Consider the following 25,684-nt stretch of genomic DNA (forward strand, 5'->3'; position numbering starts at 1 on the left):
ATTACTACATCCTTTAACCGATCTATTTATATGATATTTGCTTTTGTATTTCCTGGCCAGGGCTCCCAATCAGTTGGCATGCTCAATTCCATCGCAAGTCGCCCAGAAGTAAAAGCTACTTTGCAGGAGGCCTCCGATGCTCTTGGTGAAGATGTTGCAAAGTTAATTGCTGAAGGGCCAGCAGAGGCGCTCTCACTAACTACGAATACACAGCCAGTGATGTTGACTGCTGGTGTAGCTTTTTTTCGGGCCTGGGTTGCGGCTGGTGGTGCATTGCCTAAGGTGATGGCGGGTCATAGCCTAGGTGAGTATTCAGCCTTGGTTGCAGCCGGTGTTATTTCATTTAAAGATGCGGTACCGTTAGTGCGATTTCGTGCTGAGGCTATGCAAAATGCAGTTCCCGTTGGAACTGGTGGCATGGCTGCCATATTGGGCTTGGATGATGCCGCGGTTATTCAAGTATGTGCGCAGGCAAGTGACCAGTCAGGTAGTGTGGTCGAGGCGGTGAACTTCAATGCTCCCGGCCAGGTTGTGATTGCTGGTGCAAGTAGTGCAGTGACTAAAGCATGTGAGTTGCTCAAAGCTGCTGGTGCTAAACGTGCACTGCCATTGCCAGTATCCGCACCATTTCACTCTTCCTTGTTAAAACCTGCCTCTGAGAAATTAGATGCTTATTTGGCTGGGATTGAGTTTAAAGTGCCCGCCATTGCTGTAATTAATAACGTGGATGTGGAGGTGCTTAATGACCCTGCAGCAATTAAAGAAGCCCTAGTGCGTCAAGCCGCCAAACCCGTTCGTTGGCATGAAACGATTCAAGCGATGGCTAAGCAGGGCGTCACGCAGGTAGTCGAATGCGGACCAGGCAAGGTGTTGGCTGGTCTTACAAAGCGTATTAATGATCAACTTACTGGCGTGCCAGTATTTGATGAAGCCAGCCTGAATGAGGCCTTGGCTCATTTGAAATAGGAACAGAAAAATGAATATCGACTTAAGCGGACAAATTGCTCTAGTTACCGGAGCTTCACGTGGTATTGGTCAGGCCATTGCCGAAGAATTGGTCAAGTGCGGAGCTAAGGTAATTGGAACGGCAACCTCGCCGGATGGTGCAAAAGCAATCAATGCGCGTCTAGAGTCCAGTGGCGGTCGTGGCGAGGTTCTCAACGTGACTGACCCCCAAGCCTGCGAGCAAATCATTGATTCAATCGTCAAAGATTTTGGTGGTATCTCTATTTTGGTCAATAACGCTGGTATTACACGTGATCAATTGGCCATGCGTATGAAGGCCGACGAGTGGACGGACGTGATTGATACCAATTTAAGTGCGGTTTTTCGATTGTCTCAGGCGGTGATGCGCCCCATGATGAAGGCGCGCGCCGGCAGAATTATTAATATCACCTCTATTGTTGGCCATATGGGTAATCCAGGGCAGGCGAATTATGCTGCTGCAAAAGCGGGTGTCTCAGGCATGACCCGTGCCTTGGCGCGTGAAATCGGTAGCCGCAATATCACCGTAAACTGTGTTGCCCCTGGTTTTATTGATACCGACATGACCCGTGCTCTGAGTGAAGAGCAGCAAAATGCCCTAAAGGCGAATATTCCGCTAGCCCGCCTGGGTAGCCCGGAAGATGTCGCTCAGGCGGTGGCCTTTTTGGCCTCTCCTGCCGCAGGATATATCACTGGTAACACACTACACGTCAATGGCGGACTCTATTTAGCCTAACGGCAAAGCAAGGATTTATTCAATTTTTGGCGGATTTTTCTGATTTCTTCTGCCAAGCTGATAAAATCCTTCCATCGTTTTTACAACCCCTGGGGAAATTAATGGACAACATCGAACAACGCGTTAAGAAAATCGTCGCTGAGCAATTGGGCGTCGCAGAAGGAGACATCAAGAATGAATCTTCCTTCGTGAACGACTTGGGCGCTGACTCTCTTGACACTGTTGAGCTTGTAATGGCTTTGGAAGATGAATTCGGAATCGAAATTCCTGATGAAGAAGCTGAAAAAATCACTACTGTTCAGCTCGCTATCGACTTTGCTACTTCTAAAGCTCAGGGTTAATTCCCTTTGCTATAGCTAATTTTTAGTTATTACTGTGTCAGCATCAAATGGCCGACGCCGGGTAGTAGTCACCGGCTTAGGCCTTATCTCACCAGTTGGAAATTCGGTTGACGCCGCTTGGTCTAATTTGCTTGCGGGCAAATCAGGTATTGCGACGATCACTAAATTCGACCATGCTCCGCTAAGCGTTCATTTCGCTGGAGAGGTGAAGGATTTCAATGTTGAGGAATATGTTTCCGCCAAAGAAGCGCGCCACATGGATACTTTTATCCATTACGGTATTGCCGCTGGTACGCAGGCTATTCGCGATAGCGGTCTTCAAGTAACAGAAGAAAATGCTGAGCGAATTGGCGTGATGGTTGGCTCTGGTATTGGCGGTTTGCCAATGATCGAAGAGACCAGTGCTGAATTGTTGGCCCGCGGCCCGCGTCGTATCTCCCCCTTCTTTGTGCCTGGCTCAATCATTAATATGATTTCTGGGCACTTGAGCATCTTGTTTGGATTGAAGGGTCCCAATGTAGCTGCTGTGACCGCTTGCACAACAGGCTTGCACAGTATTGGCTTAGCTGCCCGCTTGATTCAATATGGTGATGCAGATGTGATGGTGGCTGGCGGCGCAGAATCCACTATCTCTGCTTTGGGTGTAGGTGGTTTTGCTTCGGCCCGCGCTCTATCCACTCGCAATGATGATCCGGCAACGGCATCACGCCCTTGGGATAAAGATCGTGATGGTTTTGTTCTTGGTGAGGGTGCTGGCGTAGTGGTTCTTGAGGAATATGAGCATGCAAAAGCACGTGGTGCAAAGATTTATTGCGAGCTTTTGGGTTTTGGCATGAGTGGTGATGCATATCATATGACAGCACCAAATATGGATGGCCCACGCCGTTGTATGGTTAATGCTATGCGCGACGCCGGTTTAAATCCAGATCAAATTCAGTACATTAATGCGCACGGCACTTCTACCCCTTTGGGCGATAAGAATGAGACCGCTGCAATCAAGGCTGCCTTAGGCGATCATGCCAAAAATACCTTGATTAATTCGACCAAATCGATGACTGGTCACCTTTTGGGCGGCGCTGGTGGTTTGGAATCTGTTTTTACAATTCTGGCTTTACATCACCAGAAATCCCCGCCAACCATCAATATCTTTAATCAAGATCCTGAGTGCGATTTAGACTACTGCGCTAATACAGCACGGGACGTAAAGATAGATCATGCCGTTAAAAATAACTTTGGTTTTGGTGGAACAAACGGCACCTTGATTTTTGGTAAGCTCACCTAATATTCTTTACATTGTTTATTAATTGGTTTTTACCAAGTGGGTTAATTAGCATGATAAAAAAGTACTTCATTGCACTCTTGGCGGCCTTAAGCCTAGGGAATTTCTCATTTATTTCCAGTGTATATGCGCAAAGTCCACGCGTTTCTATTCCTGATTTTGCTGATTTAGTTGAAAAAGCCAGTCCTGCAGTAGTGAATATTCGTACCACTGAAAAGGTGGTAGTGCAGCAAGCGCAAGGTGGTTTCCCTGGGATGCCTGATGATCAGGCAGAGTTCTTTAGGCGTTTTTTTGGGGTACCTATCCCTGGAATCCCAAGCGCTCCTAAGCAGCCACCCGCAAATCAAGGTCAGCCGCAGGAAGCTGATCGGGGTGTGGGCTCCGGTTTCATTTTTGATGCCAATGGTTTGATTCTGACAAACGCCCATGTGGTTGAAGGTGCTAGCACTATTTATGTGACCCTCACAGATAAACGTGAGTTCAAAGCCAAGCTCTTGGGGTTGGATAAGCGGACTGATGTTGCTGTGGTGAAAATTGAGGCACACGACCTCCCAAAATTGCCTTTAGGGGATTCATCTAAGGTTAGGGTGGGTGAGTGGGTGTTGGCGATTGGATCGCCATTTGGACTTGAAAACTCAGTTACCGCAGGTATTGTTTCGGCTAAGAGTCGCGATACCGGGGACTATTTGCCCTTTATTCAAACGGACGTCGCAGTCAATCCTGGGAACTCTGGCGGCCCCCTTCTAAATACCGCTGGTCAAGTAATAGGAATCAATTCGCAAATCTTTAGCCGCTCGGGCGGTTATATGGGAATTTCTTTTGCTATTCCAATTGATGAGGCAATGCGAGTGGCCGATCAGTTGCGCACTAACGGTAAGTTGGTCCGCGGCAAGATTGGGGTTGCATTGGGCGATATGACTAAGGAGGTGGCTGAGAGCTTGGGCCTTGGTAAGCCACGCGGCGCCTATGTACGCAATGTAGAGCCTGGCGGCCCTGCTGCATTAGGTGGGATTGAGTCTGGGGATGTCATTCTGAGCTTTCATGGCAAGGAGATTGCTAAGTCGACTGATTTGCCACGGCTAGTTGGGGAAATCAAGCCTGGCACAGCGGTGAATGTTCAAGTTTGGCGCAAGGGATCTACGCGCGATCTGACGGTCACTGTTGGAGGTGATTCTGAAGTGGCTGCTACAGCGAGCAAGAAGCCTGAAGCTGGAAGTGCTGCCGGTGGCAGCGCCAACGCTCTCGGCGTGAGCGTTGGCGAGCTCTCAGATGCCCGTAAGAAGGAATTAAATATCCATGGAGGTGTCGAGGTTATCGGCATTAATGATGGTGCTTTAGCTCGCTCTGGAGTGCGTCCGGGCGATGTCATAGTCCGCATTGCTGACGTAGATATTTCGGGAGTGAAGCAGTTTGAGTCCCTTGTGAAGGGGCTGGATTCCAATAAAGCGGTGCCAGTGTTTGTCCGACGTGCCGATAGCACTCTGATTATTCCAGTCCGGCCAAAGTAAGCTTAAATGCCCTAATTTAGGGCAAATAATTGGGTTCGGCGCCTGCAGGGCGCCACCCATTACAATCCTACCAAGACGACTTTTTGCAGCGCATCATTGTGGTGCGTTCTGACAAGGCGTTTTTTGAATGACCTAATAAGACGCCATGGATTTAATCCGCAATTTTTCTATCATCGCCCATATCGATCACGGTAAATCTACTCTTGCTGATCGCATTATTCAGTTGTGTGGCGGTCTTTCTGACCGTGAAATGGAAGCCCAGGTACTCGACTCGATGGATATCGAACGCGAGCGTGGCATCACCATCAAAGCGCAAACAGCCGCTCTGGCTTACAAGGCAAAAGATGGCAAAACCTACAACCTCAATCTAATTGATACCCCGGGGCACGTCGACTTCTCATATGAAGTGAGTCGCTCCTTATCGGCCTGTGAAGGCGCTCTCTTGGTGGTGGATGCGAGTCAAGGTGTAGAAGCGCAAACAGTTGCTAACTGCTATACGGCGATTGAGTTGGGTGTTGAGGTCGTGCCTGTATTAAACAAGATTGATCTGCCACAAGCAGATCCAGAGCGAGCAAAACAAGAAATTGAAGATGTAATTGGCATTGATGCATCAGATGCCATGACCTGCTCTGCTAAAACAGGTGTAGGTGTGATTGACGTGATTGAAGAGATGATTCGTCGCGTACCGCCTCCTAAGGGGAGTGCGACAGATCCCCTACAGGCCCTGATTATTGATTCTTGGTTTGATAACTACGTTGGCGTAGTGATGTTGATACGCGTAGTCAATGGCACCCTAAAGCCCAAAGACAAAATTACATTGATGGCCAATGGCTCGAGTCATCTTGTTGAACATGTTGGCGTCTTTAGTCCAAAGTCGGTAGATCGCCCGCAGTTATCTGCTGGACAGGTAGGCTTTGTGATTGCCGGTATCAAGGAGTTAAAAGCGGCCAAAGTAGGCGATACAGTGACCCATTCTCCAGGTCAACAAGGCCGCGTTCCAGCGAGCGAGCCATTACCTGGTTTTAAAGAGGTGAAGTCGCAAGTTTTTGCTGGCCTGTACCCAGTCGAGGCAAGTGAATACGATCAACTGCGCGAGTCGCTTGAGAAGCTACAGTTAAATGATGCCTCTCTTTTATATGAGCCAGAGGTATCGCAGGCTCTAGGCTTTGGCTTCCGTTGTGGTTTCCTGGGCTTGCTGCACATGGAGATCGTGCAAGAACGCTTAGAGCGTCAATACGGCATGAACTTGATCACCACGGCGCCAACCGTGGTGTATCAAGTTGAGCAATCGGATGGCACGATTTTGATGGTAGATAACCCATCCAAGATGCCTGAGACCAGCAAGATCAATACCATTCTTGAGCCAATTGTTACCGTCAATCTCTACATGCCGCAAGAGTATGTGGGCGCGATTATTACCTTGTGTGTTGGGAAGCGCGGCATTCAGACGGACATGAACTATTTAGGTCGCCAGGTCAAGCTTACTTATGAATTACCGATGGCTGAAATCGTGCTCGATTTCTTTGACAGGATGAAATCCATCTCACGTGGCTATGCCTCAATGGATTATGAATTTAAAGAGTACCGCCCTGCGGATGTCGTCAAAGTCGATATCTTGATTAACGGCGAACGTGTGGATGCACTGTCAGTGATTGTCCATCGAAGTAACAGTCAGCATCGTGGTCGCGAAGTCGTGGCTAAGATGCGCGGCATCATTCCAAGACAAATGTTTGATGTAGCGATTCAGGCGGCTATTGGTAGCAATATCGTGGCACGTGAAAACGTGAAGGCTTTGCGTAAGAACGTATTGGCCAAATGTTATGGCGGGGATATCTCTCGTAAACGCAAGCTTTTAGAGAAGCAAAAAGAAGGTAAGAAACGGATGAAGCAGGTCGGAAATGTGGAAATTCCACAGGAAGCCTTCTTGGCTATTTTGCAGGTAGATGATTAATGAATTTTGCGCTAGTTCTTTTTATTTTGGTCCTTGTGTCTGGTGTTGCCTGGCTTGCAGACCGATTTTATTTCGCACCACAAAGGCGTGTTGCAGGCATCAATCAAATGCCCTTATGGCTGGAATACACCGCTGGTTTTTTCCCAGTCATTTGTGCGGTGTTCTTGTTGCGTTCGTTTATAGCTGAGCCATTCAAGATTCCGTCTGGATCAATGATTCCGACTTTGCAGATTGGCGATTTTATTTTGGTTAATAAATTTACTTATGGCATTCGTTTGCCGGTAATTAATCAAAAAGTGATTGAATTAGGATCTCCTAAACGAGGCGATGTAGTGGTATTTCGTTACCCACGCGATGAGTCAGTTGATTACATTAAGAGAATCATTGCTTTGCCTGGCGACACAATTGAATACCAAGACAAGCGTTTAAAAATTAATGGCCAGCCATTGCAATATACCGGAGGCGAGTCTTATCTTGATCCGGAAAATATGCGCTATGCAAAGCGCTATACCGAAACTTTTCCAGCTGACTTGGGTGGCAACAGTCACTCCATTCTGAATGACCCAGAGCGTCCTGCGGGCAATTTTCCGAGCGAGCGTTTTCCTGGCTTTGAGAACTGCCAGTACCAAGCCTCTGGAGTGATATGCAAAGTACCTGAGGGTAACTATTTTGCAATGGGTGATAACAGAGATAACAGCGCTGATTCTCGTTACTGGGGATTTGTGCCGGATAAAAATATTGTTGGAAAAGCCTTCTTTGTATGGCTCAACTTAGGTTCTTTAAGTCGCATTGGCAGCTTCGATTAGGCATATGAACGCGCGCGCTGTTATCGAAACCGCACCATTGCAAGAGCGCCTCGGCTATAGCTTTAAGAAGGCTGAGTTGCTCAATCAGGCTCTCACGCATCGCAGTCATAGCAAAAAGAATAATGAGCGTCTAGAGTTTTTGGGCGACTCAATTTTAAATTGCGTGGTTGCTGAAATGCTCTACGAACGCTATGCAGATTTGGATGAGGGCGATCTCTCGCGCGTCAGGGCCAATTTAGTAAAACAACAAGCTTTATACGAAATTGCCCAGACACTTTCTTTATCTGACTACCTTCGCTTGGGTGAGGGCGAATTAAAGAGTGGTGGATTCCGCCGCCCATCTATTTTGGCTGATACGCTTGAGGCAGTTACAGGCGCAATATTTTTAGATGGTGGGTTTGATGCTGCTAAGACATGCTTGCGCAAACTGTATTCTGTCATTCTGGCTAATGTAGATCCAAAGACTCTAGGTAAGGATGACAAAACCTTGCTTCAGGAGTATTTGCAGGGTTATCAGTTGCCGCTGCCAACCTATAACGTGACTGGTACTACTGGTGCGGCACATAACCAGCAATTTGAAGTGGAGTGCCTTATTCCCAGTCTGAAAGTCAGCGTAAAGGGTGAGGGTGCTTCTAGGCGTGCAGCTGAGCAGGCGGCTGCCAAACTTGCTTTAATGGCAGTACTCAAGGCATTGCCTCAAGAGTCACGTAAACCAAGGAAAACTCGGTCGGCCAAGAAAAAGGCTGCAAAAAAAGAAGCGACCGAAGAGCAGTTAAATCTTAAGCTGAAGGGCTAATCGTGTTTAGATGCGGCACTATCGCCATTGTTGGGCGCCCCAATATGGGTAAATCGACCTTGCTCAATGCACTGGTGGGTCAGAAGATCAGCATTACTTCCCGTAAGGCTCAAACTACGCGCCATCGAATTCTCGGAATCCAGAATCGCGATGATGCTCAATTTATATTTATTGATACGCCTGGGTTTCAAACACGTTTGATGAATACCTTGAACAAGGCCTTAAATCGTACAGTGACTACTGCGCTGCAAGATGTCAATGTGGCCTGCTTTGTAGTTGAGGCTGGGTATTTTGGTGAAGATGACAAAAAGGTCTTAAAGTTATTACCTGCGGATTTGCCAATCGTGTTGGTGCTTAACAAGCTCGATTTATTTAACAGTCGCTTTCAGACCCCTTCTGAGCGAGATCAGGCTTTATTGAATTTCATGAAAGAAATGAGTCGCCCCTGGAGTGAATTGGGTGGTCATGAAGATCAGAATCAATGTGAGTTTGCTGAGATTGTCCCAATGAGTGCCAAGAGTCCACCCGATATTGCGCGCCTGCTCGATGTCTTGGAGGGATATTTGCCTGAAGGTGAGCCGGTTTACGATGGCGATACGATCACTGATCGTAGTGAACGATTTTTGGCGGCAGAGATTCTGCGTGAGAAGGTGTTTCGCTTTACTGGTGAGGAGTTGCCCTACACGAGTACTGTAGTGATTGATCAGTTCAAGATGGATGGCAAAATGCGCCGCATTGCTGCAACTATTTTGGTAGATCGTGATAGCCATAAAGCAATGATCATTGGTCAAAAAGGCGAGCGTCTCAAAAAGATTTCGACTGATGCGCGCATTGATATGGAAAAGTTATTTGACGGGAAAGTCTTTTTGGAGACTTGGGTCAAAGTAAAACGCGGCTGGGCTGATGATCGTGCAGAATTGCGGGCGCAAGGCCTAGAGTAAAAAATGGCCTCCATTCGTGTAACTGACGAACCCGCTTTTGTATTACACAGCATTCCTTATAAGGAAACTAGCTTAATTCTGGATGTTTTTACTCGCCAGCATGGCCGTATGGCTTTGATCGCTAAAGGTGCAAAGCGTCCACACTCAAGCTTACGTCCAGTCCTGCAGCGCTTCCAGCCGCTGCTCGTTTCTTGGAGTGGTAAATCAGAATTACGCACCCTCACAAAATCAGAGTGGGTTGGTGGTACACCTTCATTGGTAGGCGATGCTCTTCTCTGTGGTTTTTATCTAAATGAGCTCTTAGTCAAGTTTTTAGCACGTGAAGATGAGTACGACAGACTCTACGATCACTACACTAATACAATTCTAGCGCTCTCTAACTTAGAATTTGAATCAAAGGGCTTAGAAGAAATTTTGCGCCCATTTGAGCTGACTCTTTTGCAGGAAACTGGTTATGCCGCTGCCTTGGATCGTTGTGTTGAAACCAATGCTGCGCCGGTCGCACAAGAGAGGTATGTCTATCAGCCTGAGCGCGGCGTCAGGCCTGCGCAAAGCGATGACCCTGGTCATTGGCCTGTATTAATGGGCAAATCCTTGCTGGCAATCGCAGTTGGAGATTTTTCTGATCCAGAGACACTCTCAGAGAGCAAGCAGCTGATGCGATTTTTGTTGGGACTGCATTTACAAGATCAGGTTTTAACCACCCGCCAAATTCTGATTGATTTGAAAAAAATCTAGTAATCTAGCTAAATGAGTAAGAACTACCCCCTTGAACTTGGTATCAATATTGACCATGTGGCGACACTGCGTAACGCGCGTGGGACGATTTATCCAGACCCTTTAAAGGCTGCTTGCCTAGCAGAAGAATCGGGCGCGGATTTGATTACGCTGCATTTACGTGAAGATCGACGTCATATTAAGGATGCTGACTTAATTGCATTGCGTCCCTTGATAAAAACCCGGATGAACTTGGAGTGCGCGGTTACACCGGAGATGGTTGATATTGCCTGTCAAGTCAAGCCGCATGACGTTTGTCTTGTCCCAGAAAAGCGTGAGGAAGTCACCACGGAGGGTGGCTTGGATGTTGTGCGTTACTTTGATGCCATCAAGGAAGCTACTACAAAACTTGTGAATGCAGGTATTCGGGTATCTTTATTTATTGACCCAGAAGAGCGGCAAATCCAGGCCGCCAAAGATGTTGGCGCCACAGTGATTGAATTGCATACTGGCCGTTACGCAGATCTTTCTGGGGTTGAACAAGAGAAAGAGTTGGAGCGTATTCGTAAAGCTGCCCAGTTTGGTAAAAATATTGGTCTGCGGGTAAATGCAGGCCACGGTTTGAATGAGGGTAACGTATTGCCTATCGCCGGCATTGTTGAGCTATCAGAACTCAATATTGGCCATGCGATTGTTGCTGAGGCTTTGTTTAAGGGTTGGCAGCGGGCGATTACCGACATGAAGTTTCTTATGGCTCAGGGTCGAGACAAGTAAGCGCATGATCATTGGTATTGGTACAGACATTTTGCAGATTGAGCGGCTGCAGGCTGCTTATGATCGCACTCATGGTCGATTGGCTGAAAAAATTCTTGGACCTGATGAAATGATAGTTTTTAAGCATCGTCTTGCCAGAAATCACAAACGCGGCATCGCATTTTTAGCAACTCGCTTTGCAGCCAAGGAAGCTTTTTCTAAAGCAATTGGTTTGGGTATGCGCATGCCAATGACTTGGCGATCCCTGCAAACCTTAAATGAGCCAAGCGGTAAGCCGGTAACAAGTTATTTAGGCGCATTGGCAGGTTTTATGGCTGAGCGCAATTGGGAAGCGCAGGTCACGGTCAGTGATGAGCAGGATATGGCGATTGCCCATGTGATTGTAGTGCAGAAATAAGTTCAACAACAGATACAGCAGAAGGAATTCTGAGGAAAAAATGAGTAAGCTAAATATGAAGCCAGGCCCAGTTACTTTGGATGTTGTTGGTCTTGAATTAAATGCCCAAGATCGTCGACGTATTCAAGATCCTCTGACTGGTGGCGTCATTTTATTTGGTCGTAATTTTGCTAGTCGCAAGCAGCTTACTAAGTTAACCGGAGATATTAAAAAGTTACGCCCTGATGTATTGATCTCAATTGATCATGAAGGTGGAAGAGTCCAACGCGCTAAGCAAGATGGCTTTACACACTTGCCGGCGATGCGTAAATTAGGCGAACTTTGGTCGGTAAAAAATACCTCTAAGCATGCCGCTCAATCTGCTGCTTTAGCAATGGCAGCTGCTACTGCCTGTGGTTATGTGCTTGGTGCTGAGCTGCGTGCCTGCGGAGTTGATTTCAGCTTTACGCCTGTACTTGATCTGGATTTTGGACGCAGCGGTGTCATTGGCGATCGTTCTTTTAGCCGTGATCCCCAAATTGTCTTTGCTCTAGCAAAGAGTTTGAATGATGGCTTGCGCATGGCGGGTATGGCCAATTGCGGCAAGCATTTTCCGGGGCATGGATGGGCTGAAGCTGATTCGCATGTAGCCATTCCAGTTGATGAGCGTTCATTACAAGACATTCTCAATGATGATGCGAAACCATATGAGTGGCTCGATTTGAGTTTGGCAGCCGTAATGCCAGCCCATGTGATTTATCCGCAGGTGGATAGCTTACCGGCTGGATTTTCTAAGATCTGGCTGCATTCGGTATTGCGCCAAGAACTCGGTTTTGAAGGCGTGATCTTTAGTGATGATCTTTCGATGGAGGGCGCTAGTGTTGCGGGCTCAGTTGTGAAGGGTGCAGAGCTGGCATTAGAGGCTGGTTGTGATGCTGTATTGATTTGTAATCGCCCAGATTTGGCTGACCAGTTATTAAAAGACTTAAGGGTCTCAAAAGCGAAGCAGTCTGAGTCGATGAGTCGCTTAAACCGTTTAATGCCGCAGCCCCCCGCACTGGATTGGAATGCCCTGCAGAAAGAGGCTCAGTATCAGCATGCTAAAGGCTTGTTACAGCAATTTCAATTGATTGCTTGAGTCCTATTTTGATAGGGCTTCGGAAATAATAAAAAAGCCCGGCATGCCGGGCTTTTGCTTTAATGACAGACGCTGATTAGTTCGCGCGGCTGCGATACTCGCCTGTGCGTGTATCAATTTCAATCTTGTCGCCGGTATTGCAGAAAAGAGGAACTTGCAATTCATAGCCGGTGGCTAATTTTGCGTTCTTCAAGACCTTGCCAGAGCTGGTGTCACCTTTTACTGCTGGCTCGGTATAAATAATTTCACGAACCAAAGAATTTGGCATTGCTACTGAAAGCGCTTTACCTTCATAGAACACAACTTCACATGGCATACTTTCTTCTAGGTAGTTCAATGCATCACCCATGAATTCGGCTTCAACTTCGTATTGGTTGTAGTCGCCGTCCATGAAAACATACATTGGATCAGCGAAATAAGAGTAAGTACATTCTTTCTTATCAAGGATCACGACATCGAATTTGTCATCGGCCTTGTATACGCCTTCGTTTGGAGCGCCTGTTAACAAGTTCTTAAATTTCATTTTCACAACGGAAGAGTTGCGGCCTGAGCGGCTGTATTCGGCTTTCAAAACGACCATGGCATCGGTGCCGATCATTACTACGTTACCAACGCGGAGTTCTTGTGCTGTTTTCATCTTGCTATTCCTGGGTGCAGAGCTGATTTTCTGCGGGTTTTGTCAAAAACAAGATTGTAACCGCCCGCCCGCCTTTATTGCTTGGGATTAACCGACAAATGCCAATAAACGAGCTGCTAAACCACCACCCCCTTGTTTTTTGAGTAAATGGGCACGCCAAGCCTCGCCATGGGCGCTCCAAGCGTCGATAGCCCCAAACCACTGGCTCGGCATTGCCCAAGTCATAGCTGCAATTGTCGATAGCCTCAAATCTTGATTAGCCCCCTCTAGATAGAGGTCTAGGAATGCAGCTAATTTCACCTCATGGGCACGGTCTTCTTGGGGATAAATGTGCCAAATAAATGGTTTGCCTGCCAATTGCGCTCGCACAAAAGAGTCCTCACCTCGAACGATATTGAAATCACACTGACTTAAGAGCCAGTCGTATTCATCTTGTGACACAAAGGGAAGGGGGTGCAATTGGATGTGCTCGGGCAATTGAATTGCTTGGCCGGTATTGATGCCTAGCAGTTCGGCATGACCGTGCGTGAGCAGAATGTCAAAGTCCTGATCAAGACTAGCAAGATCTTCTAGCCATTTACGCAAAGGAGCTCCAGGATAGCAAAAGATACTAATGCGTTTGGCATGAGGGCGAAGCTGCGACCACACTTTCTCAAGACTTGCGGGAATGCTTGAAATGCTAGGAGGACTGCTTGGCGGTACTGGGTCTATTAAGATTCCGCCAGCCTGATCTTGAAAACCGGGAAAGAAAAAATACTTCGGTATGCCGTGAGATTGCGGCGAAGATTTGCCATGGAAATCCACAATCCATGGTTCAGCACTCAAGTACTCAAGATTAATAATGATCGGTTTTTTGGGGGCCACCAACAGGCCTGCTAGGTAGCGCTCGGGGAGTTGGCAGCCAAATGCCTCAATCACTACATCAGGCGCTTGCGCTTGGTGCCGATGGTTTTCAAAGCTACTCTCCCATGGCAATAGTTGGATTTTGTCTTTAATGTCTACATGAACCCCAGATGCGAGTAAATTGAGGGTTGGCAGGTTATCGCAAAAAATACGTACTGTTTGGCCATGAATGCTTGATAAGCTTCGGGCTAGGCGCCAGCAAACACCGGCATCACCATAGTTGTCCACGATTTGGCAGAAAATATCCCAACGCATGAGTAATTCGCTTTTTGAAAATCTACAGCAAGACGTTAAACGGCTGCCCGGATTGCCGGGGGTGTATCGCTTCTTTGATGAAGCTGGACAGATTCTATATGTAGGCAAAGCACGCAACCTAAAAAAGCGTGTTTCGAGCTATTTCCAGCGTACCCAGCTTTCACCTCGAATTGCTCTCATGGTGAGCAAAATCGCTCGTTATGAAACCACGGTCACGCGCACAGAGACTGAGGCCTTAATTCTGGAAAACAATCTGATTAAGGAGTTAGCGCCGCCATTTAATATCCTCTTCAGAGATGATAAGTCTTACCCCTACGTGATGCTGACTGGTCACGAATTTCCAAGGCTTGCCTCTTATCGTGGCAAGGTGGATAAGCGCAATCATTATTTTGGCCCGTTTCCAAACTCATGGGCGGTGCGCAATAGTGTGCAAATTTTGCAAAAAGTGTTTCGTTTACGCACCTGTGAGGATTCCGTTTTTAAGAATCGTAGTCGGCCTTGTTTGCTTCATCAAATACACCGCTGTAGTGCACCCTGCGTTGGTCGTTTGAGTGCGCAGCAATATGGACAAGATGTTGCGCAAGCTACTCGCTTTTTAGAGGGAAACCACAGTAGCGTGCTTTCTGAGCTTGAGAGAGAGATGCAAGCGCATAGCGATGCGATGGAATTTGAAATGGCTGCGGTCTTGCGTGATCGTATAGCCGATCTCTCCAGCGTCTTACAACAGCAGTCAATGGATGCGGTTGCTGAAGGCGAGGGTGACGTTGACATCATTGCGGTAGCGCAAATGGAAGGTATGGTTTGTGTTAACTTGGCGATGGTTCGCGGTGGCCGTCATTTGGGTGACCGCGCTTATTTCCCTAAGGGCTTGCGGACACACTCTGGGCAATTACCATTGCCAACCGAGATCTTAGAAGCATTCATTGGCCAGCATTATTTAGATGATCAAAATGAAGGTGAGGCAGCTACGGCCCAGGCAATTCCGCCAGTCATCATTCTCAACCACTCTTTGCAGTCAATAAGCGAAGCTGAATCTGATGCAGGGGATGAGCTACCCGAGAATTTGCAAGATTTGCTGAGCAATCAAGCGGGTAAGAAAATTACCTTCTTGCATCAGCCTCAAGGTCAGCGGCGTCATTGGTTGGCGATGGCAGAAGGTAACGCCAAGATCGCTTTGGCTAAACGTCTAGTAGAAACTGGTGGACAGTTGGCTAGGGCCCGCTCTTTAACTGACATCTTAGGCCTTGAACTTGAATCCCTGGAGCAACTTCGGATCGAGGGTTTTGATATTAGCCATACTTCTGGAGAGGCAACCCAAGCTTCTTGTGTTGTTTATGCAAAAAATGCAATGCAATCGAGTGAGTACCGTCGTTTTAATATCAACGATATCACCCCTGGTGATGACTACGCAGCAATGCGTCAAGTGTTGCAACGGCGCTATGCGAATTTCCAAGAGCTTCCAGTTGAGAAAATGCCGCAAGTGATTTTGATTGACGGGGGTAAAGGCCAGGTAGAAATGGCTCGACAAGTGCTTGCAGAATTTGGCATGGATGTGAGCTTGATTGTGGGGGTTGCCAAAGGAGAGGGTCGTAAAGTTGGCTTAGAAACATTAATCTTTGCTGATGGTCGAAAGCCTTTGGAATTGGGTATAGATAGCGCGGCTTTACTATTAGTCGCTCAAATACGAGATGAGGCTCATCGGTTTGCAATTACTGGAATGCGCGCTAAGCGTGCAAAAGCGAGAACAGTTTCCCGCCTCGAGGAAATTGAAGGTATCGGTGCTAAGCGCCGTCAAAAATTACTGGCTCGATTTGGTGGTTTGCGCGGGGTGGCCAATGCCAGTATTGAGGAGATTGCTAGCGTAGATGGAATTTCTACTGCGTTGGCAGAGCAAATTTATAAACAACTCCATTAATTTTTTTGGACATATCCAGAGTCATCAGATTCGTTTATGCTTACCAAATGCCATTTAACTTGCCCATCGCCTTAACCTGGTTGCGTGTAGCAGCAATTCCATTGCTCGTGGCAGTCTTTTATTTACCCACGAATTGGCTTAGTCCTGCAGAGCAAAATCTCATAGCGACTCTTATTTTTATTTCTGCTGCTGTGACTGATTGGCTCGATGGCTTTTTAGCTCGACGCATGAAGCAGGAATCTGCTTTTGGTCAATTCTTAGACCCGGTGGCGGATAAGTTAATTGTGGCTGCATCATTATTGGTTCTTCTTAACCTCGATCGTGTTCAGGTCTGGGTGGCGCTTGTCATTATTGGACGTGAAATAACGATCTCTGCATTAAGGGAGTGGATGGCATTACTGGGTGCAGGCAAAAGTGTTGCAGTACATATGGTTGGCAAGCTCAAAACAACTGCTCAACTCATTGCCATTCCTTTTTTACTGTTTAACGACACCTTATTTGGTTGGCTTGATTGCGCTAGGGTAGGCACTTGGTTGATCTGGGTGGCTTCTTTTTTAACGCTTTGGTCGATGTTTTATTACCTAAAGAAGGCATTGCCCCAGCTGGCTGAAAAGACGGAATAAGCCTAGAGGCCAATTGGCATCAGGCTTTGTGGGTCTAAGTAAAACAAATAATGCCTTCTTTGAAATTGTTTGTTAAACTATCGCCCTGTTATGCGGGAATAGCTCAGCTGGTAGAGCGATACCTTGCCAAGGTATAGGTCGGGAGTTCGAACCTCCTTTCCCGCTCCAAGTTCGATGGGAAGCCCTAAAAAGCTTCCCATTTTTGATTTAGGTATCTTTGGCGCGTTGGCCGAGTGGTTAGGCAGGAGCCTGCAAAGCTTCGTACGGGGGTTCGATTCCCTCACGCGCCTCCAAAATTTCTTGACGATTTTGGGGTCTCACCTAAAATACTTATAGCTAACATAAGTAGCATTGACTCTGAAAGATCGCTCTCATGATTCAAATCAAACGCATCCCATCTTTAGCAGCCATTTTGTTGATCTCTGGTTTGTTATTTGCTTGCGCCTCATCGGGTGATTCGCCAACCGGTACCCCTGCAGAAATTCAAGAAGTGCAGGCTCAATTACTTGGGGATATGCCGCTTCCACAGGGCGCTCGTATTTCCGGTGGTGAATCCATCATCATTGGCGGTGGATCCTCATGGGTTGGGCGTGCCGTGATTAATGCCCTGCAAGGCGCAACTGATGTCTACGCATTCTTCCAATCTGAATACCCTAAAGCAGGTTGGACCACTGTGAGTGCCGTGAAAGCAAAAACCAGTATTTTGGTTTTTACCAAGGGTGATAGAACGGCAACGGTTGAGATTACTGAGGGCTCTCTTGGCGGCCCTAAATCGGTTATTACAATTACCTCATCACCAAAAAATGCCAGCGTGACTGCGCCAGTTAAACGTTAATCCTTTAGTAAGACTGGGAATAAAAAAGGACTCACTAGGAGACCTGTTTTATTTGCAATAAACCTTGTTCAAAGACCTTCTGCTCTGATCAGCCCTACTGCTTGACCTTCAACGGCAAAGTTTGCTTGACGCGCATCTACTAGGATATTTTTGAAGTCGGGGTTCTCTGCTTGCAATTCAATTACGAGACCATTGGCGGTTTTCTTTTGATTCCAGCGCTTGACTGTGACTTCGTCATCCAGACGTGCCACCACAATATCGCCATTACGAACCTCGGTAGTTTTTCTCACGGCCAAATAATCTCCATCCAGGATGCCGGCATCACGCATGCTCATACCCTTCACTTTTAACAAGTAATCAGCACCCTTGCTAAATAAACTGGGATCAATCGGCACTTGTTTTTCAATATGCTCGACGGCCATGATGGGTGAGCCTGCCGCCACTCTACCAATGAGTGGAAGAGTGAGTTGTTGAAGTGCGCCAGACGGTAATGACATCTGGCGATATTGGTTCGGGTTGTGTGTTTGGTTAAACCGCTGGGCAATTCGAATTCCACGTGAAGTCCCTGGCGTGAGTTCGATATACCCTTTTTTAGCTAGTGCACGAAGATGTTCTTCTGCAGCATTTGCTGATGCAAAGCCGAGTTGAGTTGCAATTTCTGCTCGAGTTGGTGGTAGTCCGCTATCCTCGATTGCCTTGCTAATTAAGTCCAAAATCTCCCGTTGACGTGGGGTGAGCTTGGGGAGGGCAGTCAGCTCCTCCAAGAAATCAACTGTATTTATGTCCATACTGGGATTGTATACAGCACTTTTTGATAATTCAAGGGATTTTGAAGGAGATAATGGGGTATGAGCTCAACTTCTATAAGCGGTAATGAAAATATCCCCCATATATTGGTGCTTGGTATGGGGGGAACCATTGCTGGCGTCGCTGCCAACCCTGAATCTAAGCCGATGGAGTATGCGGCTGGCCAACTCGAGATTGGCTCATTATTGACTCATATTCAGTCCGCCATTCCTCAAGGTGTGCATTTGGTTTCCAAGCAGCTTGCCAACATGAATAGTCGCAATCTCACCGAGTCTTTGTTGACCCTGTTGGGGACGAGCGTGAGGGGGGCCCTTGAAAATACAATGGTGAGAGGGGTAGTGATTACTCACGGAACTGACACTATAGAAGAAACGGGGGTGTTTTTACAGCTGACTTGTGGCAAATTTGCCGAAAATTTAGGCAAGAGAGTCATCTTAACTGGTGCAATGCTGCCGGCAAATGCACCTGGAGCTGATGGACCATCAAACTTATTGGATGCAGTCCGTTGGGCCTGCCTCCCTATTGATAATTGCCCAGGCGGCATTTATGCAGTGATGGATGGAAGGGTCTGCATGGCCATGGATCTAGCAAAGCGCCATGCAACTGCCTTAAATGCCCCCATTCAAAGTGCACCTAGTGGTTCGGTGGGCTTGGTCAATCCCTCATGGTTATCCGGTGCGAAGGCGGTGCAGGCAGCTTGGAATGAGGATTTACCTATACCCGAGGAGGGTGAATGGCCTTGGGTGGAGATTTTGACAAGTCATGCTGGCGCACGTGCCAAGACTATCGATCTGTGGCTAACAAGCAATGTTCGCGGTTTGGTGCTTGCCGGCTCAGGCATGGGCGGCTTTCATGATGAGTGGCTTGCCCCACTCAAACAGGCGATCACTCAGGGAATTGCTTTGGTTCGCACTACCAGAACTGGCGCTGGCAGGACTTTACTGAACATTCCAGAAAAAGACCCGCCTGGTGGGTGCATGGCATCAGGCACTTTAACTGCCCCCAGGGCTCGAATTGCTCTCCAATTGGCATTAAATGCCGCAGATTTGGCTCAATCTGAAGGTAAACCACTGACTTGGCAGGATTTTTTTGCTAGAATAGCCAACTTGCCTGAAATCAGGTGAGTGTTTTAAAAGTCTTGTATGTTGTACCTACAATTTGTTACTACCTTGTCACACTGGCGCTAACTTTAACAACCATCGGAAGTTAGCAAGACGCCCAGGTGACTTTATCCTTAAGGAGTGTTTGATGCGTCATTATGAAATCGTCTTTATCGTCCATCCGGACCAAAGCGAGCAAGTGCCTGCGATGATTGATCGCTACAAAGCGACATTAGCAGCAGCTGGTGGAAAAGTTCACCGTATTGAAGATTGGGGCCGTCGTCAAATGGCTTACATGATCGACAAGCTTGCTAAAGCCCACTATGTTTGCATGAACATTGAGTGCGACCAGAAAACTCTGGAAGAGCTCGAGCATGCGTTCAAATTTAACGATGCTGTTTTGCGTCACCTCATCATCAAGACTAAGAAAGCGGAAACAGAGCCTTCCATCATGATGAAAGAAGTGCAACGTGAAGAAGCGCGCAAATCAGCTCAAGCCGACGCTCCTGTAGCGGCAGCCTAAGTTAGAAATTTGAAGAGGAATACACAGACTAGAGAACGTATCTGAGTGGCGGAACGGCGTTGAATCATTTCACCCTAACTGCATTCTTGGTAGCTAAAGACGCGATTCGATTTACACCAGCAGGAATACCGGTGATGCATTGCCAGCTAGAACATAGCGGCGTAGCAAACGAGGTAGGAGTGGCAAGGAAAATTCAGATGAGTGTTGAAGCCATAGCAATTGGTCCGATACAAAAGGATCTTGAGCAAATGGACTTAGGAGCCGAGGCAGTGTTTGAAGGATTCATGGCACCCAAGACCCTGCGTAATCAAAGACTTGTTTTCCATATTACCCATATTCAATTGAAAAATTAAAGAGGAAATCATCATGGCGTTTGGAAAGAAACCCGATTTCAAAAAGAAACCAGCTCAGAACCCATTGTTCAAGCGTAAGCGTTATTGCCGTTTCACTGTTGCTGGTGTTGAACAGATCGACTACAAAGATGTAGACACATTGAAGGACTTCATTGGCGAAAACGCCAAGATCACTCCTGCTCGTTTGACAGGCACAAAAGCAAAGTATCAGCGTCAGTTAGACACTGCTATCAAGCGTGCTCGTTTCTTGGCCTTGTTGCCATTCTCCGATCAACATAAGAAATAATTGGGAGCCCTCAATGCAAATCATTCTCTTAGAAAAAGTAACAAATTTGGGCAACCTCGGCGATGTAGTTCGCGTGAAAGATGGTTACGCTCGCAATTTCTTAATTCCACAACGCAAAGCGCGTCGTGCAACTGAAGCAGCAATTGCTGATTTTGCAGTGCGCCGTGCCGAGTTAGAAAAATTGGCCGCTGAGAAGTTGGCTGCTGCGCAAGCGGTTGGCGAAAAGCTCAAGGACTTGGTTCTTGAAATCAGTCAAAAAGCGGGCGTTGACGGTCGTTTGTTTGGTTCTGTAACCAATCATGACATCGCTGATGCTTTGAAAGCAAAAGGTTATGCAATTGAAAAATCTTCTGTTCGTTTACCTACTGGCCCATTGAAGATGGTTGGTGATCACCCTGTAGCAGTAGCTGTTCATACTGATGTAGTGACTGATATCACTGTCCGCGTAGCTGGCGAGCAAGCTTAAGTATTAAATCGGTACACTAGCCTGATGGCTGAATCCCGTTCACGTTCCGTTGCGTCGAATCCTGGCATGATGGGCTCTGGGGATCCAGTCGTGCAGGCTCTCAAAGTACCGCCGCATTCTGTAGAAGCCGAGCAATCTTTGCTCGGCGGTCTACTGATTGACAACACTGCCTGGGATCGCCTAGGTGGCATCCTCAACGAAAAAGATTTTTATCGCCCTGAACATGCTTTGATCTACAAGGTCATTGCTCGTTTGGTTGGCGACAATCATCCTGCTGACGTGATTACCGTGCATGAAGCGGTTAAATCAGAGCAGGGTGGTGATTTGGTGGGTATTGATTACCTCAATTCATTAGCGCAAAGCACCCCCAGTGCCGCCAACATTAAAGGCTATGCCGATATTGTTCGTGATCGCAGCATTCTGCGTCGCTTAATTGAAGTTTCAGACAATATTGTTAACTCCGCATTTGTGCCGGAGGGCCGTTCCGTCAGAACACTTTTGGATGAAGCAGAGTCCCGCATTTTGCAAATTGGTGAAGAGGGTAGTCGTAAAGCCGATTACCTTGAAATCGAGCCTTTATTGCGCACAGTGGTTGCCCGCATTGATGAGCTCTATAACCGCCAAGGTGGCAGTGATATCACTGGAATTGCAACTGGATTTATTGATCTCGATAAACAAACTAGTGGTTTGCAAAAAGGCGACTTAGTGATTGTTGCCGGAAGACCCTCAATGGGCAAAACGGCGTTCGCACTCAATATTGCTGAGAACGTGGCATTGGCCGAAGGTTTGCCGGTCGTGGTCTTCTCAATGGAGATGTCGGGCGAACAATTGGCGGCACGTTTATTGGGATCGGTAGGGCGTGTTGATCAAGGTCGCATGCGTACTGGTAAGTTGCAGGATGATGAGTGGCCACGTGTGACTGACGCGATTGCTCGCTTGAGTAATACCCAAATTTTGATTGATGAGACAGGTGCCTTATCTAGTCTAGAATTACGCGCTCGCGCACGTCGTATCGCTAGAAACTTTGGTGGCACATTAGGTTTGGTGGTGATTGACTACTTGCAACTGATGAGCGGCTCTGGCTCTGAAAACCGTGCAACTGAAATTTCTGAAATCTCTCGCTCACTCAAGTCTCTTGCAAAAGAGTTGCAGTGCCCAGTAGTTGCCCTCTCGCAGTTAAATCGTGGCTTGGAGCAGCGCCCCAATAAACGCCCAATCATGTCTGACTTACGTGAGTCTGGCGCTATTGAGCAGGATGCTGACTTAATTATGTTCATCTATCGTGATGAGGTATATCACCCTGATACTACTACTGACAAAGGTGTGGCGGAGATCATCATTGGTAAGCAACGTAATGGTCCAATCGGAACTATTCGTCTAAGCTGGCAAGGCCCATATACCAAGTTCGACAATCTCGCTGCTGGATCAATTGCTTATTCATCGGGTGGATATGAGCCCTTCTAATTGGCTCATTTAGATGCCTAGTAAAAAAGCCTCGCACTGCGAGGCTTTTTGCATCTAGGGTACATCTATGCTTCTGGACTTTGCTTTACGATCATATGCTGAGATGCTACTGGCGCTGGGAAACCTGCCGCATTTAAAGATTCACTCATCACTCGGTTAGTATCAAAATACACTTGCCAATAGTTTTCATTCTTACAGTAAGGCCGAACGGCTAATACAGGGCCTACTAAATTAAACTCAAGAATATTGACCTCAACTGCTGGTTGATCTAATACGTTTTCTATTCCAGAAACTTTTTCACGGAGCAAGGCCATGGCTGTAATCGGATCTGCTGCGCTGGAAATTTGGTATTTCATATCAACGCGACGATAGGGGGTGTTGGTGTAATTTTGAATGTTATCGCCTAATATTTTGGTGTTACCAATAATGGTGGCGATATTGTCAGAAGTGTAGAGGGTTGAAGAGAAGAGTCCAATCTCTTTGACGGTTCCGGTGATGCCGACCGCTGTAATGGTATCGCCGACCTTAAAAGGCCGTAGCACAATAATGAATATCCCTGCAGCAAAATTAGATAGTAGGCCAGCCCAGGCAGCTCCTATCGCAACGCCGGCAGTAGCAATCAGGGCGGCAAAACTCGTCGTTTGAATACCAAAGTTTCCAAGGATGCCAATGACTAGCAGAATATTTAATGTGACTGAAACTACTGAGTGCGCATAGCGCAAAATCGTTGCATCGATATGCTGGCGCTGTAATCCAAGCTTGATTACGCGTAGGGTTATGCCAATTAACCAACGGCCAATAATCCATATCGCAATCGCTGCCAGAATCTTAAGGCCAACATCGGTAGCGGCATTAATTAATACATCTTGAATATGGCCTAAATCGATTTCTTTCATTGCGCTCCTCAATGGATTGACTTAATTAGCAATTCGGCGAGCCTCAGTAAATTTAGCTGCCCAATAAGGGCTTGTAATATATTCAAGTCTTACTGTGCCACCTGTGCTGGGCGCATGGACAAATCGGCCTTGCCCAACATAAATTCCTGCATGGGAGTACTTCTCGCCTGTTGTATTGAAAAAGACTAGATCGCCAGGAGCGGGCGGCTGATTATCAACGCTCCTGCCCACAGCACTCATAGCTTGAATGGTGCGTGGTAGTTTAATGCCCGCGGCCTTGTTATAGACATACGCAATCAGCCCGCTGCAATCAAAGCCACCCCTGGGAGTATTGCCACCATAGCGATAGGGTATGTCGACTAAGCCAACTGCGGCAATAGAGATGTCTTCCATGCCAACGCTGGTGTCCTGTTTAAATTGAGAGACTTTGCTCGTATTGGGTTTAGAGCTGAAGCTACTACAGCCTGACAATGCCGATAGGATGCAAATAAAAATACCGCACCCTAACAGAGTGCGGCATGAGGGGGGCGACTTAGAGTGCGTCAGCAGCATGATCCGCAAGACGTGAGCGCTCCCCACGTGCCAAGGTCACATGTCCACCATGGCGCCAGCCTTTAAAGCGATCAACAACATAAGTTAAACCAGATGAACCTTCGGTCAAGTAAGGCGTGTCGATTTGGGCAATATTGCCCAAGCAAACAATTTTGGTTCCTGGACCCGCGCGAGTAACTAAGGTCTTCATTTGTTTAGGAGTTAAGTTTTGCGCTTCATCAATGATTACAAACTTGCTCACAAAGGTTCTGCCCCGCATGAAGTTCATGCTCTTGACTTTAATGCGCGAACGAATCAGTTCCTGAGTGGCAGCACGCCCCCATTCACCAGCATTATCTTCATTGCGGTGAAGGACCTCAAGGTTATCGTCAAAAGCGCCCATCCAAGGCTGCATTTTTTCTTCTTCGGTTCCGGGAAGGAAACCAATGTCCTCGCCCACTGGCACAGTTGCACGGGTAATAATGATCTCGTTATAACGCTTGCTATCTAATACTTGCTCAAGTCCGGCAGCTAAGGCTAGCAAGGTTTTACCAGTACCCGCTTGTCCCAATAAGGTTACAAAATCAACTTCTGGGTTCATGAGTAAATTCATGGCAAAGTTCTGCTCACGATTGCGAGCAGTCACACTCCATACATTATTTTTCTGGTGCGAAAAATCACGCAAAGTTTGTAGAAGTGCAGTTTTGCCATTGATTTCTTTTACCTGAGCATAGAACGGAGTAGATCCATCTGGATTCTCTTGGTAAACAAACTGGTTGACCAGCATACTAGGGACCGCAGGACCAGTGACTCGATAGAACATGGTTCCTGATCTTGAGTCAGCCCAGCTCTCCATCGCTTTGCCATGCTTGGGCCAGAAATCCGCTGCCAAGGCCATGACGCCTGCATACATTAAGTCACGATCTTCGAGCACTTGATCATTGAAATAATCTTCTGCGGGAAGGCCAAGGGCGCGTGCCTTAATGCGCATATTGATATCTTTCGATACCAAGACCACCTCTTGACCTTTGCGGGTTTTTTGAAGTTCACTCACTACTGCCAAAATGAGGTTATCCCCCTTGCCTTCAGGAAGGCCTTCTGGAAGTGCTTGAGTGGTTAGTTTTGTTTGAAAAAATAAACGGCCAGATACATCCTGGTTGCCGAGTTTATTGAGTGGAATACCTTCGTCTAAAGTACCGCTAGTACCAGCAACCAATTGATCAAGCGAGCGACTCACTGTACGGGCATTGCGCGCTACTTCAGTCATGCCTTTCTTATGGTTATCCAACTCTTCAAGCGTGGTCATCGGCAAGAAAAGATCGTGCTCCGAAAAACGGAAGAGGGAGCTGGGATCGTGCATCAACACGTTAGTGTCCAAAACAAATAAGCTTGGAGGGCCTGTACGAATCATGCGTTTAGGCTTTTCCGGAGCGGACGAGGCTTTGATTTCTGTTTTATTTGGGCGTGAAGCGGGGCGGTCCGCTTTGATTCGATCTAAAGCTACTTCAGCTGCTGAGAGGTCTTCAGGCGCTTCTTCAGTCCAGGAGGCAGAATGACTCTCCATTACAACCGGTTTTGCTGGTGCGGGACGCTTTTTTAAATTGGGGGTGTCCTTCGAGCTCAACTTCACTTGATCAGCAATTTGAGTTGGAATGGGGGGCAATGGCATGCAGACTCTCCTAAAAGAAAAAACCGCCAAGCAAGTTGCGTTGACGGTTTGTTGCGCTACTAATTAAAAAACAA

Annotated in this window: 28 protein-coding genes and 2 tRNA genes; 24 read left to right on the forward strand and 6 right to left on the reverse strand. The window is 47.2% G+C overall.

Annotation, left to right across the window (positions count from 1 at the left end; genetic code table 11):
• Positions 1–30 precede the first annotated feature (30 nt).
• The 13 genes from fabD to nagZ all read left to right on the forward strand — a co-directional run bounded on the left by fabD (position 31) and on the right by nagZ (position 12,347).
• Positions 31–966 carry an ACP S-malonyltransferase gene (gene fabD, locus BOQ04_RS00595; RefSeq protein WP_076022840.1) on the forward strand — a complete coding sequence of 312 codons (936 nt, stop codon included), beginning with the start codon at positions 31–33 and terminating at the stop codon, positions 964–966.
• A gap of 10 nt (positions 967–976) precedes the next feature.
• On the forward strand, positions 977–1,720 hold the full coding sequence (gene fabG / locus BOQ04_RS00600) for a 3-oxoacyl-ACP reductase FabG (RefSeq protein ID WP_076022841.1): 744 nt from the start codon (positions 977–979) through the stop codon (positions 1,718–1,720).
• A gap of 101 nt (positions 1,721–1,821) precedes the next feature.
• Entirely contained in the window at positions 1,822–2,061 is a 240-nt protein-coding gene (gene acpP, locus BOQ04_RS00605; protein ID WP_011902246.1) for an acyl carrier protein, read from the forward strand.
• A 34-nt stretch (positions 2,062–2,095) separates the two neighbouring features.
• Complete coding sequence (gene fabF, locus BOQ04_RS00610) at positions 2,096–3,343, forward strand: beta-ketoacyl-ACP synthase II (RefSeq protein WP_076022842.1); 1,248 nt, start codon at positions 2,096–2,098, stop codon at positions 3,341–3,343.
• A 50-nt stretch (positions 3,344–3,393) separates the two neighbouring features.
• Entirely contained in the window at positions 3,394–4,848 is a 1,455-nt protein-coding gene (locus BOQ04_RS00615) for a DegQ family serine endoprotease (RefSeq protein WP_076022843.1), read from the forward strand.
• Positions 4,849–4,993: 145 nt separating this feature from the next.
• A complete protein-coding gene (lepA, locus tag BOQ04_RS00620) occupies positions 4,994–6,799 on the forward strand; it encodes a translation elongation factor 4 (RefSeq protein WP_076022844.1) in 1,806 nt (601 codons plus the stop codon).
• Positions 6,799–7,605, forward strand: a complete 807-nt coding sequence (lepB, locus tag BOQ04_RS00625) for a signal peptidase I (protein ID WP_076022845.1) — start codon at positions 6,799–6,801, stop codon at positions 7,603–7,605. The genes lepA and lepB overlap by 1 nt, the downstream gene beginning before the upstream one ends.
• 4 nt (positions 7,606–7,609) lie before the next feature.
• Positions 7,610–8,401: a ribonuclease III gene (gene rnc / locus BOQ04_RS00630; protein WP_076022846.1), complete on the forward strand. Its 792-nt coding sequence runs from the start codon at positions 7,610–7,612 to the stop codon at positions 8,399–8,401.
• Positions 8,402–8,445: 44 nt separating this feature from the next.
• Positions 8,446–9,342 carry a GTPase Era gene (gene era, locus BOQ04_RS00635; protein WP_233126606.1) on the forward strand — a complete coding sequence of 299 codons (897 nt, stop codon included), beginning with the start codon at positions 8,446–8,448 and terminating at the stop codon, positions 9,340–9,342.
• A gap of 3 nt (positions 9,343–9,345) precedes the next feature.
• Positions 9,346–10,080: a DNA repair protein RecO gene (recO, locus tag BOQ04_RS00640; RefSeq protein WP_076022848.1), complete on the forward strand. Its 735-nt coding sequence runs from the start codon at positions 9,346–9,348 to the stop codon at positions 10,078–10,080.
• A gap of 12 nt (positions 10,081–10,092) precedes the next feature.
• The gene (gene pdxJ, locus BOQ04_RS00645) at positions 10,093–10,833 is read left to right on the forward strand and encodes a pyridoxine 5'-phosphate synthase (RefSeq protein ID WP_076022849.1); all 741 of its coding nucleotides are present in this window, start codon (positions 10,093–10,095) and stop codon (positions 10,831–10,833) included.
• Between the two features lie 4 nt (positions 10,834–10,837).
• Positions 10,838–11,230 carry a holo-ACP synthase gene (acpS, locus tag BOQ04_RS00650; RefSeq protein ID WP_076022850.1) on the forward strand — a complete coding sequence of 131 codons (393 nt, stop codon included), beginning with the start codon at positions 10,838–10,840 and terminating at the stop codon, positions 11,228–11,230.
• 40 nt (positions 11,231–11,270) lie between these two features.
• Positions 11,271–12,347: a beta-N-acetylhexosaminidase gene (gene nagZ, locus BOQ04_RS00655; RefSeq protein ID WP_076022851.1), complete on the forward strand. Its 1,077-nt coding sequence runs from the start codon at positions 11,271–11,273 to the stop codon at positions 12,345–12,347.
• A 76-nt stretch (positions 12,348–12,423) separates the two neighbouring features.
• Here nagZ and efp read toward each other — a convergent pair whose 3' ends face one another.
• Both efp and earP read right to left on the reverse strand, forming a co-directional pair.
• Positions 12,424–12,984: an elongation factor P gene (efp, locus tag BOQ04_RS00660; protein WP_076022852.1), complete on the reverse strand. Its 561-nt coding sequence runs from the start codon at positions 12,982–12,984 to the stop codon at positions 12,424–12,426.
• A gap of 87 nt (positions 12,985–13,071) precedes the next feature.
• Entirely contained in the window at positions 13,072–14,142 is a 1,071-nt protein-coding gene (gene earP / locus BOQ04_RS00665; protein ID WP_076022853.1) for an elongation factor P maturation arginine rhamnosyltransferase EarP, read from the reverse strand.
• Here earP and uvrC point away from each other — a divergent pair.
• The 5 genes from uvrC (at position 14,141) to BOQ04_RS00690 (ending at position 17,515) form a co-directional block, all read left to right on the forward strand.
• Complete coding sequence (gene uvrC, locus BOQ04_RS00670; protein ID WP_076022854.1) at positions 14,141–16,057, forward strand: excinuclease ABC subunit UvrC; 1,917 nt, start codon at positions 14,141–14,143, stop codon at positions 16,055–16,057. The two genes, earP and uvrC, sit on opposite strands and share 2 nt — an antisense overlap.
• A gap of 47 nt (positions 16,058–16,104) precedes the next feature.
• Positions 16,105–16,680, forward strand: a complete 576-nt coding sequence (gene pgsA / locus BOQ04_RS00675) for a CDP-diacylglycerol--glycerol-3-phosphate 3-phosphatidyltransferase (RefSeq protein WP_076022855.1) — start codon at positions 16,105–16,107, stop codon at positions 16,678–16,680.
• 92 nt (positions 16,681–16,772) lie between these two features.
• Positions 16,773–16,848 (forward strand) — tRNA-Gly (locus BOQ04_RS00680).
• Positions 16,849–16,899: 51 nt separating this feature from the next.
• Positions 16,900–16,973: transfer RNA gene (locus BOQ04_RS00685), tRNA-Cys, on the forward strand.
• Between the two features lie 80 nt (positions 16,974–17,053).
• On the forward strand, positions 17,054–17,515 hold the full coding sequence (locus BOQ04_RS00690) for a hypothetical protein (RefSeq protein ID WP_076022856.1): 462 nt from the start codon (positions 17,054–17,056) through the stop codon (positions 17,513–17,515).
• Positions 17,516–17,583: 68 nt separating this feature from the next.
• On the opposite strand, the gene lexA is transcribed toward BOQ04_RS00690, so the two are convergent.
• Positions 17,584–18,303, reverse strand: coding sequence for a transcriptional repressor LexA (gene lexA, locus BOQ04_RS00695; RefSeq protein ID WP_076022857.1), 720 nt, complete (start codon positions 18,301–18,303; stop codon positions 17,584–17,586).
• A gap of 60 nt (positions 18,304–18,363) precedes the next feature.
• Between lexA and BOQ04_RS00700 the strand changes: the two genes are divergently transcribed.
• From BOQ04_RS00700 to dnaB, 6 genes are all read left to right on the forward strand, one after another.
• Entirely contained in the window at positions 18,364–19,446 is a 1,083-nt protein-coding gene (locus BOQ04_RS00700; protein ID WP_076022858.1) for an asparaginase, read from the forward strand.
• A gap of 124 nt (positions 19,447–19,570) precedes the next feature.
• Positions 19,571–19,945, forward strand: coding sequence for a 30S ribosomal protein S6 (gene rpsF, locus BOQ04_RS00705; RefSeq protein WP_076022859.1), 375 nt, complete (start codon positions 19,571–19,573; stop codon positions 19,943–19,945).
• 59 nt (positions 19,946–20,004) lie between these two features.
• Positions 20,005–20,298 carry a primosomal replication protein N gene (gene priB / locus BOQ04_RS00710; protein ID WP_076022860.1) on the forward strand — a complete coding sequence of 98 codons (294 nt, stop codon included), beginning with the start codon at positions 20,005–20,007 and terminating at the stop codon, positions 20,296–20,298.
• 13 nt (positions 20,299–20,311) lie between these two features.
• A complete protein-coding gene (gene rpsR, locus BOQ04_RS00715; protein WP_076022861.1) occupies positions 20,312–20,584 on the forward strand; it encodes a 30S ribosomal protein S18 in 273 nt (90 codons plus the stop codon).
• Between the two features lie 13 nt (positions 20,585–20,597).
• Positions 20,598–21,050 (forward strand): 50S ribosomal protein L9, encoded by a 453-nt coding sequence (gene rplI, locus BOQ04_RS00720; RefSeq protein ID WP_076022862.1) that lies wholly within the window; start codon positions 20,598–20,600, stop codon positions 21,048–21,050.
• A 24-nt stretch (positions 21,051–21,074) separates the two neighbouring features.
• Positions 21,075–22,514 carry a replicative DNA helicase gene (gene dnaB / locus BOQ04_RS00725; RefSeq protein ID WP_233126593.1) on the forward strand — a complete coding sequence of 480 codons (1,440 nt, stop codon included), beginning with the start codon at positions 21,075–21,077 and terminating at the stop codon, positions 22,512–22,514.
• Positions 22,515–22,579: 65 nt separating this feature from the next.
• On the opposite strand, the gene BOQ04_RS00730 is transcribed toward dnaB, so the two are convergent.
• The 3 genes from BOQ04_RS00730 to BOQ04_RS00740 are packed head-to-tail and all read right to left on the reverse strand — an operon-like array spanning position 22,580 to position 25,610.
• Positions 22,580–23,410 (reverse strand): mechanosensitive ion channel family protein, encoded by an 831-nt coding sequence (locus tag BOQ04_RS00730; protein ID WP_076022863.1) that lies wholly within the window; start codon positions 23,408–23,410, stop codon positions 22,580–22,582.
• 21 nt (positions 23,411–23,431) lie between these two features.
• Positions 23,432–23,962, reverse strand: a complete 531-nt coding sequence (locus tag BOQ04_RS00735; protein WP_076022864.1) for a C40 family peptidase — start codon at positions 23,960–23,962, stop codon at positions 23,432–23,434.
• Positions 23,943–25,610 carry a PhoH family protein gene (locus BOQ04_RS00740; protein WP_076022865.1) on the reverse strand — a complete coding sequence of 556 codons (1,668 nt, stop codon included), beginning with the start codon at positions 25,608–25,610 and terminating at the stop codon, positions 23,943–23,945. The genes BOQ04_RS00735 and BOQ04_RS00740 overlap by 20 nt, the downstream gene beginning before the upstream one ends.
• Positions 25,611–25,684 lie beyond the last annotated feature (74 nt).

Source organism: Polynucleobacter sphagniphilus (genome assembly GCF_001953355.1).
GTDB classification, from domain to species: Bacteria; Pseudomonadota; Gammaproteobacteria; order Burkholderiales; family Burkholderiaceae; genus Polynucleobacter; species Polynucleobacter sphagniphilus.

Bases quoted from the DNA above. Each gene is read 5' to 3' on its own strand.
- BOQ04_RS00700 (WP_076022858.1), top strand. From the start codon at position 18,364: ATGAGCTCAACTTCTATAAGCGGTAATGAAAATATCCCCCATATATTG.
- rpsF (WP_076022859.1), top strand. From the start codon at position 19,571: ATGCGTCATTATGAAATCGTCTTTATCGTCCATCCGGACCAAAGCGAG.
- BOQ04_RS00740 (WP_076022865.1), bottom strand. From the start codon at position 25,610: ATGCCATTGCCCCCCATTCCAACTCAAATTGCTGATCAAGTGAAGTTG.
- recO (WP_076022848.1), top strand. From the start codon at position 9,346: ATGGCCTCCATTCGTGTAACTGACGAACCCGCTTTTGTATTACACAGC.
- lepB (WP_076022845.1), top strand. From the start codon at position 6,799: ATGAATTTTGCGCTAGTTCTTTTTATTTTGGTCCTTGTGTCTGGTGTT.
- fabD (WP_076022840.1), top strand. From the start codon at position 31: ATGATATTTGCTTTTGTATTTCCTGGCCAGGGCTCCCAATCAGTTGGC.
- pdxJ (WP_076022849.1), top strand. From the start codon at position 10,093: ATGAGTAAGAACTACCCCCTTGAACTTGGTATCAATATTGACCATGTG.
- uvrC (WP_076022854.1), top strand. From the start codon at position 14,141: ATGAGTAATTCGCTTTTTGAAAATCTACAGCAAGACGTTAAACGGCTG.
- lepA (WP_076022844.1), top strand. From the start codon at position 4,994: ATGGATTTAATCCGCAATTTTTCTATCATCGCCCATATCGATCACGGT.
- acpP (WP_011902246.1), top strand. From the start codon at position 1,822: ATGGACAACATCGAACAACGCGTTAAGAAAATCGTCGCTGAGCAATTG.
- fabG (WP_076022841.1), top strand. From the start codon at position 977: ATGAATATCGACTTAAGCGGACAAATTGCTCTAGTTACCGGAGCTTCA.
- lexA (WP_076022857.1), bottom strand. From the start codon at position 18,303: ATGGACATAAATACAGTTGATTTCTTGGAGGAGCTGACTGCCCTCCCC.
- rpsR (WP_076022861.1), top strand. From the start codon at position 20,312: ATGGCGTTTGGAAAGAAACCCGATTTCAAAAAGAAACCAGCTCAGAAC.
- dnaB (WP_233126593.1), top strand. From the start codon at position 21,075: ATGGCTGAATCCCGTTCACGTTCCGTTGCGTCGAATCCTGGCATGATG.
- BOQ04_RS00730 (WP_076022863.1), bottom strand. From the start codon at position 23,410: ATGAAAGAAATCGATTTAGGCCATATTCAAGATGTATTAATTAATGCC.
- pgsA (WP_076022855.1), top strand. From the start codon at position 16,105: ATGCCATTTAACTTGCCCATCGCCTTAACCTGGTTGCGTGTAGCAGCA.
- efp (WP_076022852.1), bottom strand. From the start codon at position 12,984: ATGAAAACAGCACAAGAACTCCGCGTTGGTAACGTAGTAATGATCGGC.
- BOQ04_RS00690 (WP_076022856.1), top strand. From the start codon at position 17,054: ATGATTCAAATCAAACGCATCCCATCTTTAGCAGCCATTTTGTTGATC.
- era (WP_233126606.1), top strand. From the start codon at position 8,446: ATGGGTAAATCGACCTTGCTCAATGCACTGGTGGGTCAGAAGATCAGC.
- earP (WP_076022853.1), bottom strand. From the start codon at position 14,142: ATGCGTTGGGATATTTTCTGCCAAATCGTGGACAACTATGGTGATGCC.
- rnc (WP_076022846.1), top strand. From the start codon at position 7,610: ATGAACGCGCGCGCTGTTATCGAAACCGCACCATTGCAAGAGCGCCTC.
- BOQ04_RS00735 (WP_076022864.1), bottom strand. From the start codon at position 23,962: ATGCTGCTGACGCACTCTAAGTCGCCCCCCTCATGCCGCACTCTGTTA.
- rplI (WP_076022862.1), top strand. From the start codon at position 20,598: ATGCAAATCATTCTCTTAGAAAAAGTAACAAATTTGGGCAACCTCGGC.
- nagZ (WP_076022851.1), top strand. From the start codon at position 11,271: ATGAGTAAGCTAAATATGAAGCCAGGCCCAGTTACTTTGGATGTTGTT.
- acpS (WP_076022850.1), top strand. From the start codon at position 10,838: ATGATCATTGGTATTGGTACAGACATTTTGCAGATTGAGCGGCTGCAG.
- BOQ04_RS00615 (WP_076022843.1), top strand. From the start codon at position 3,394: ATGATAAAAAAGTACTTCATTGCACTCTTGGCGGCCTTAAGCCTAGGG.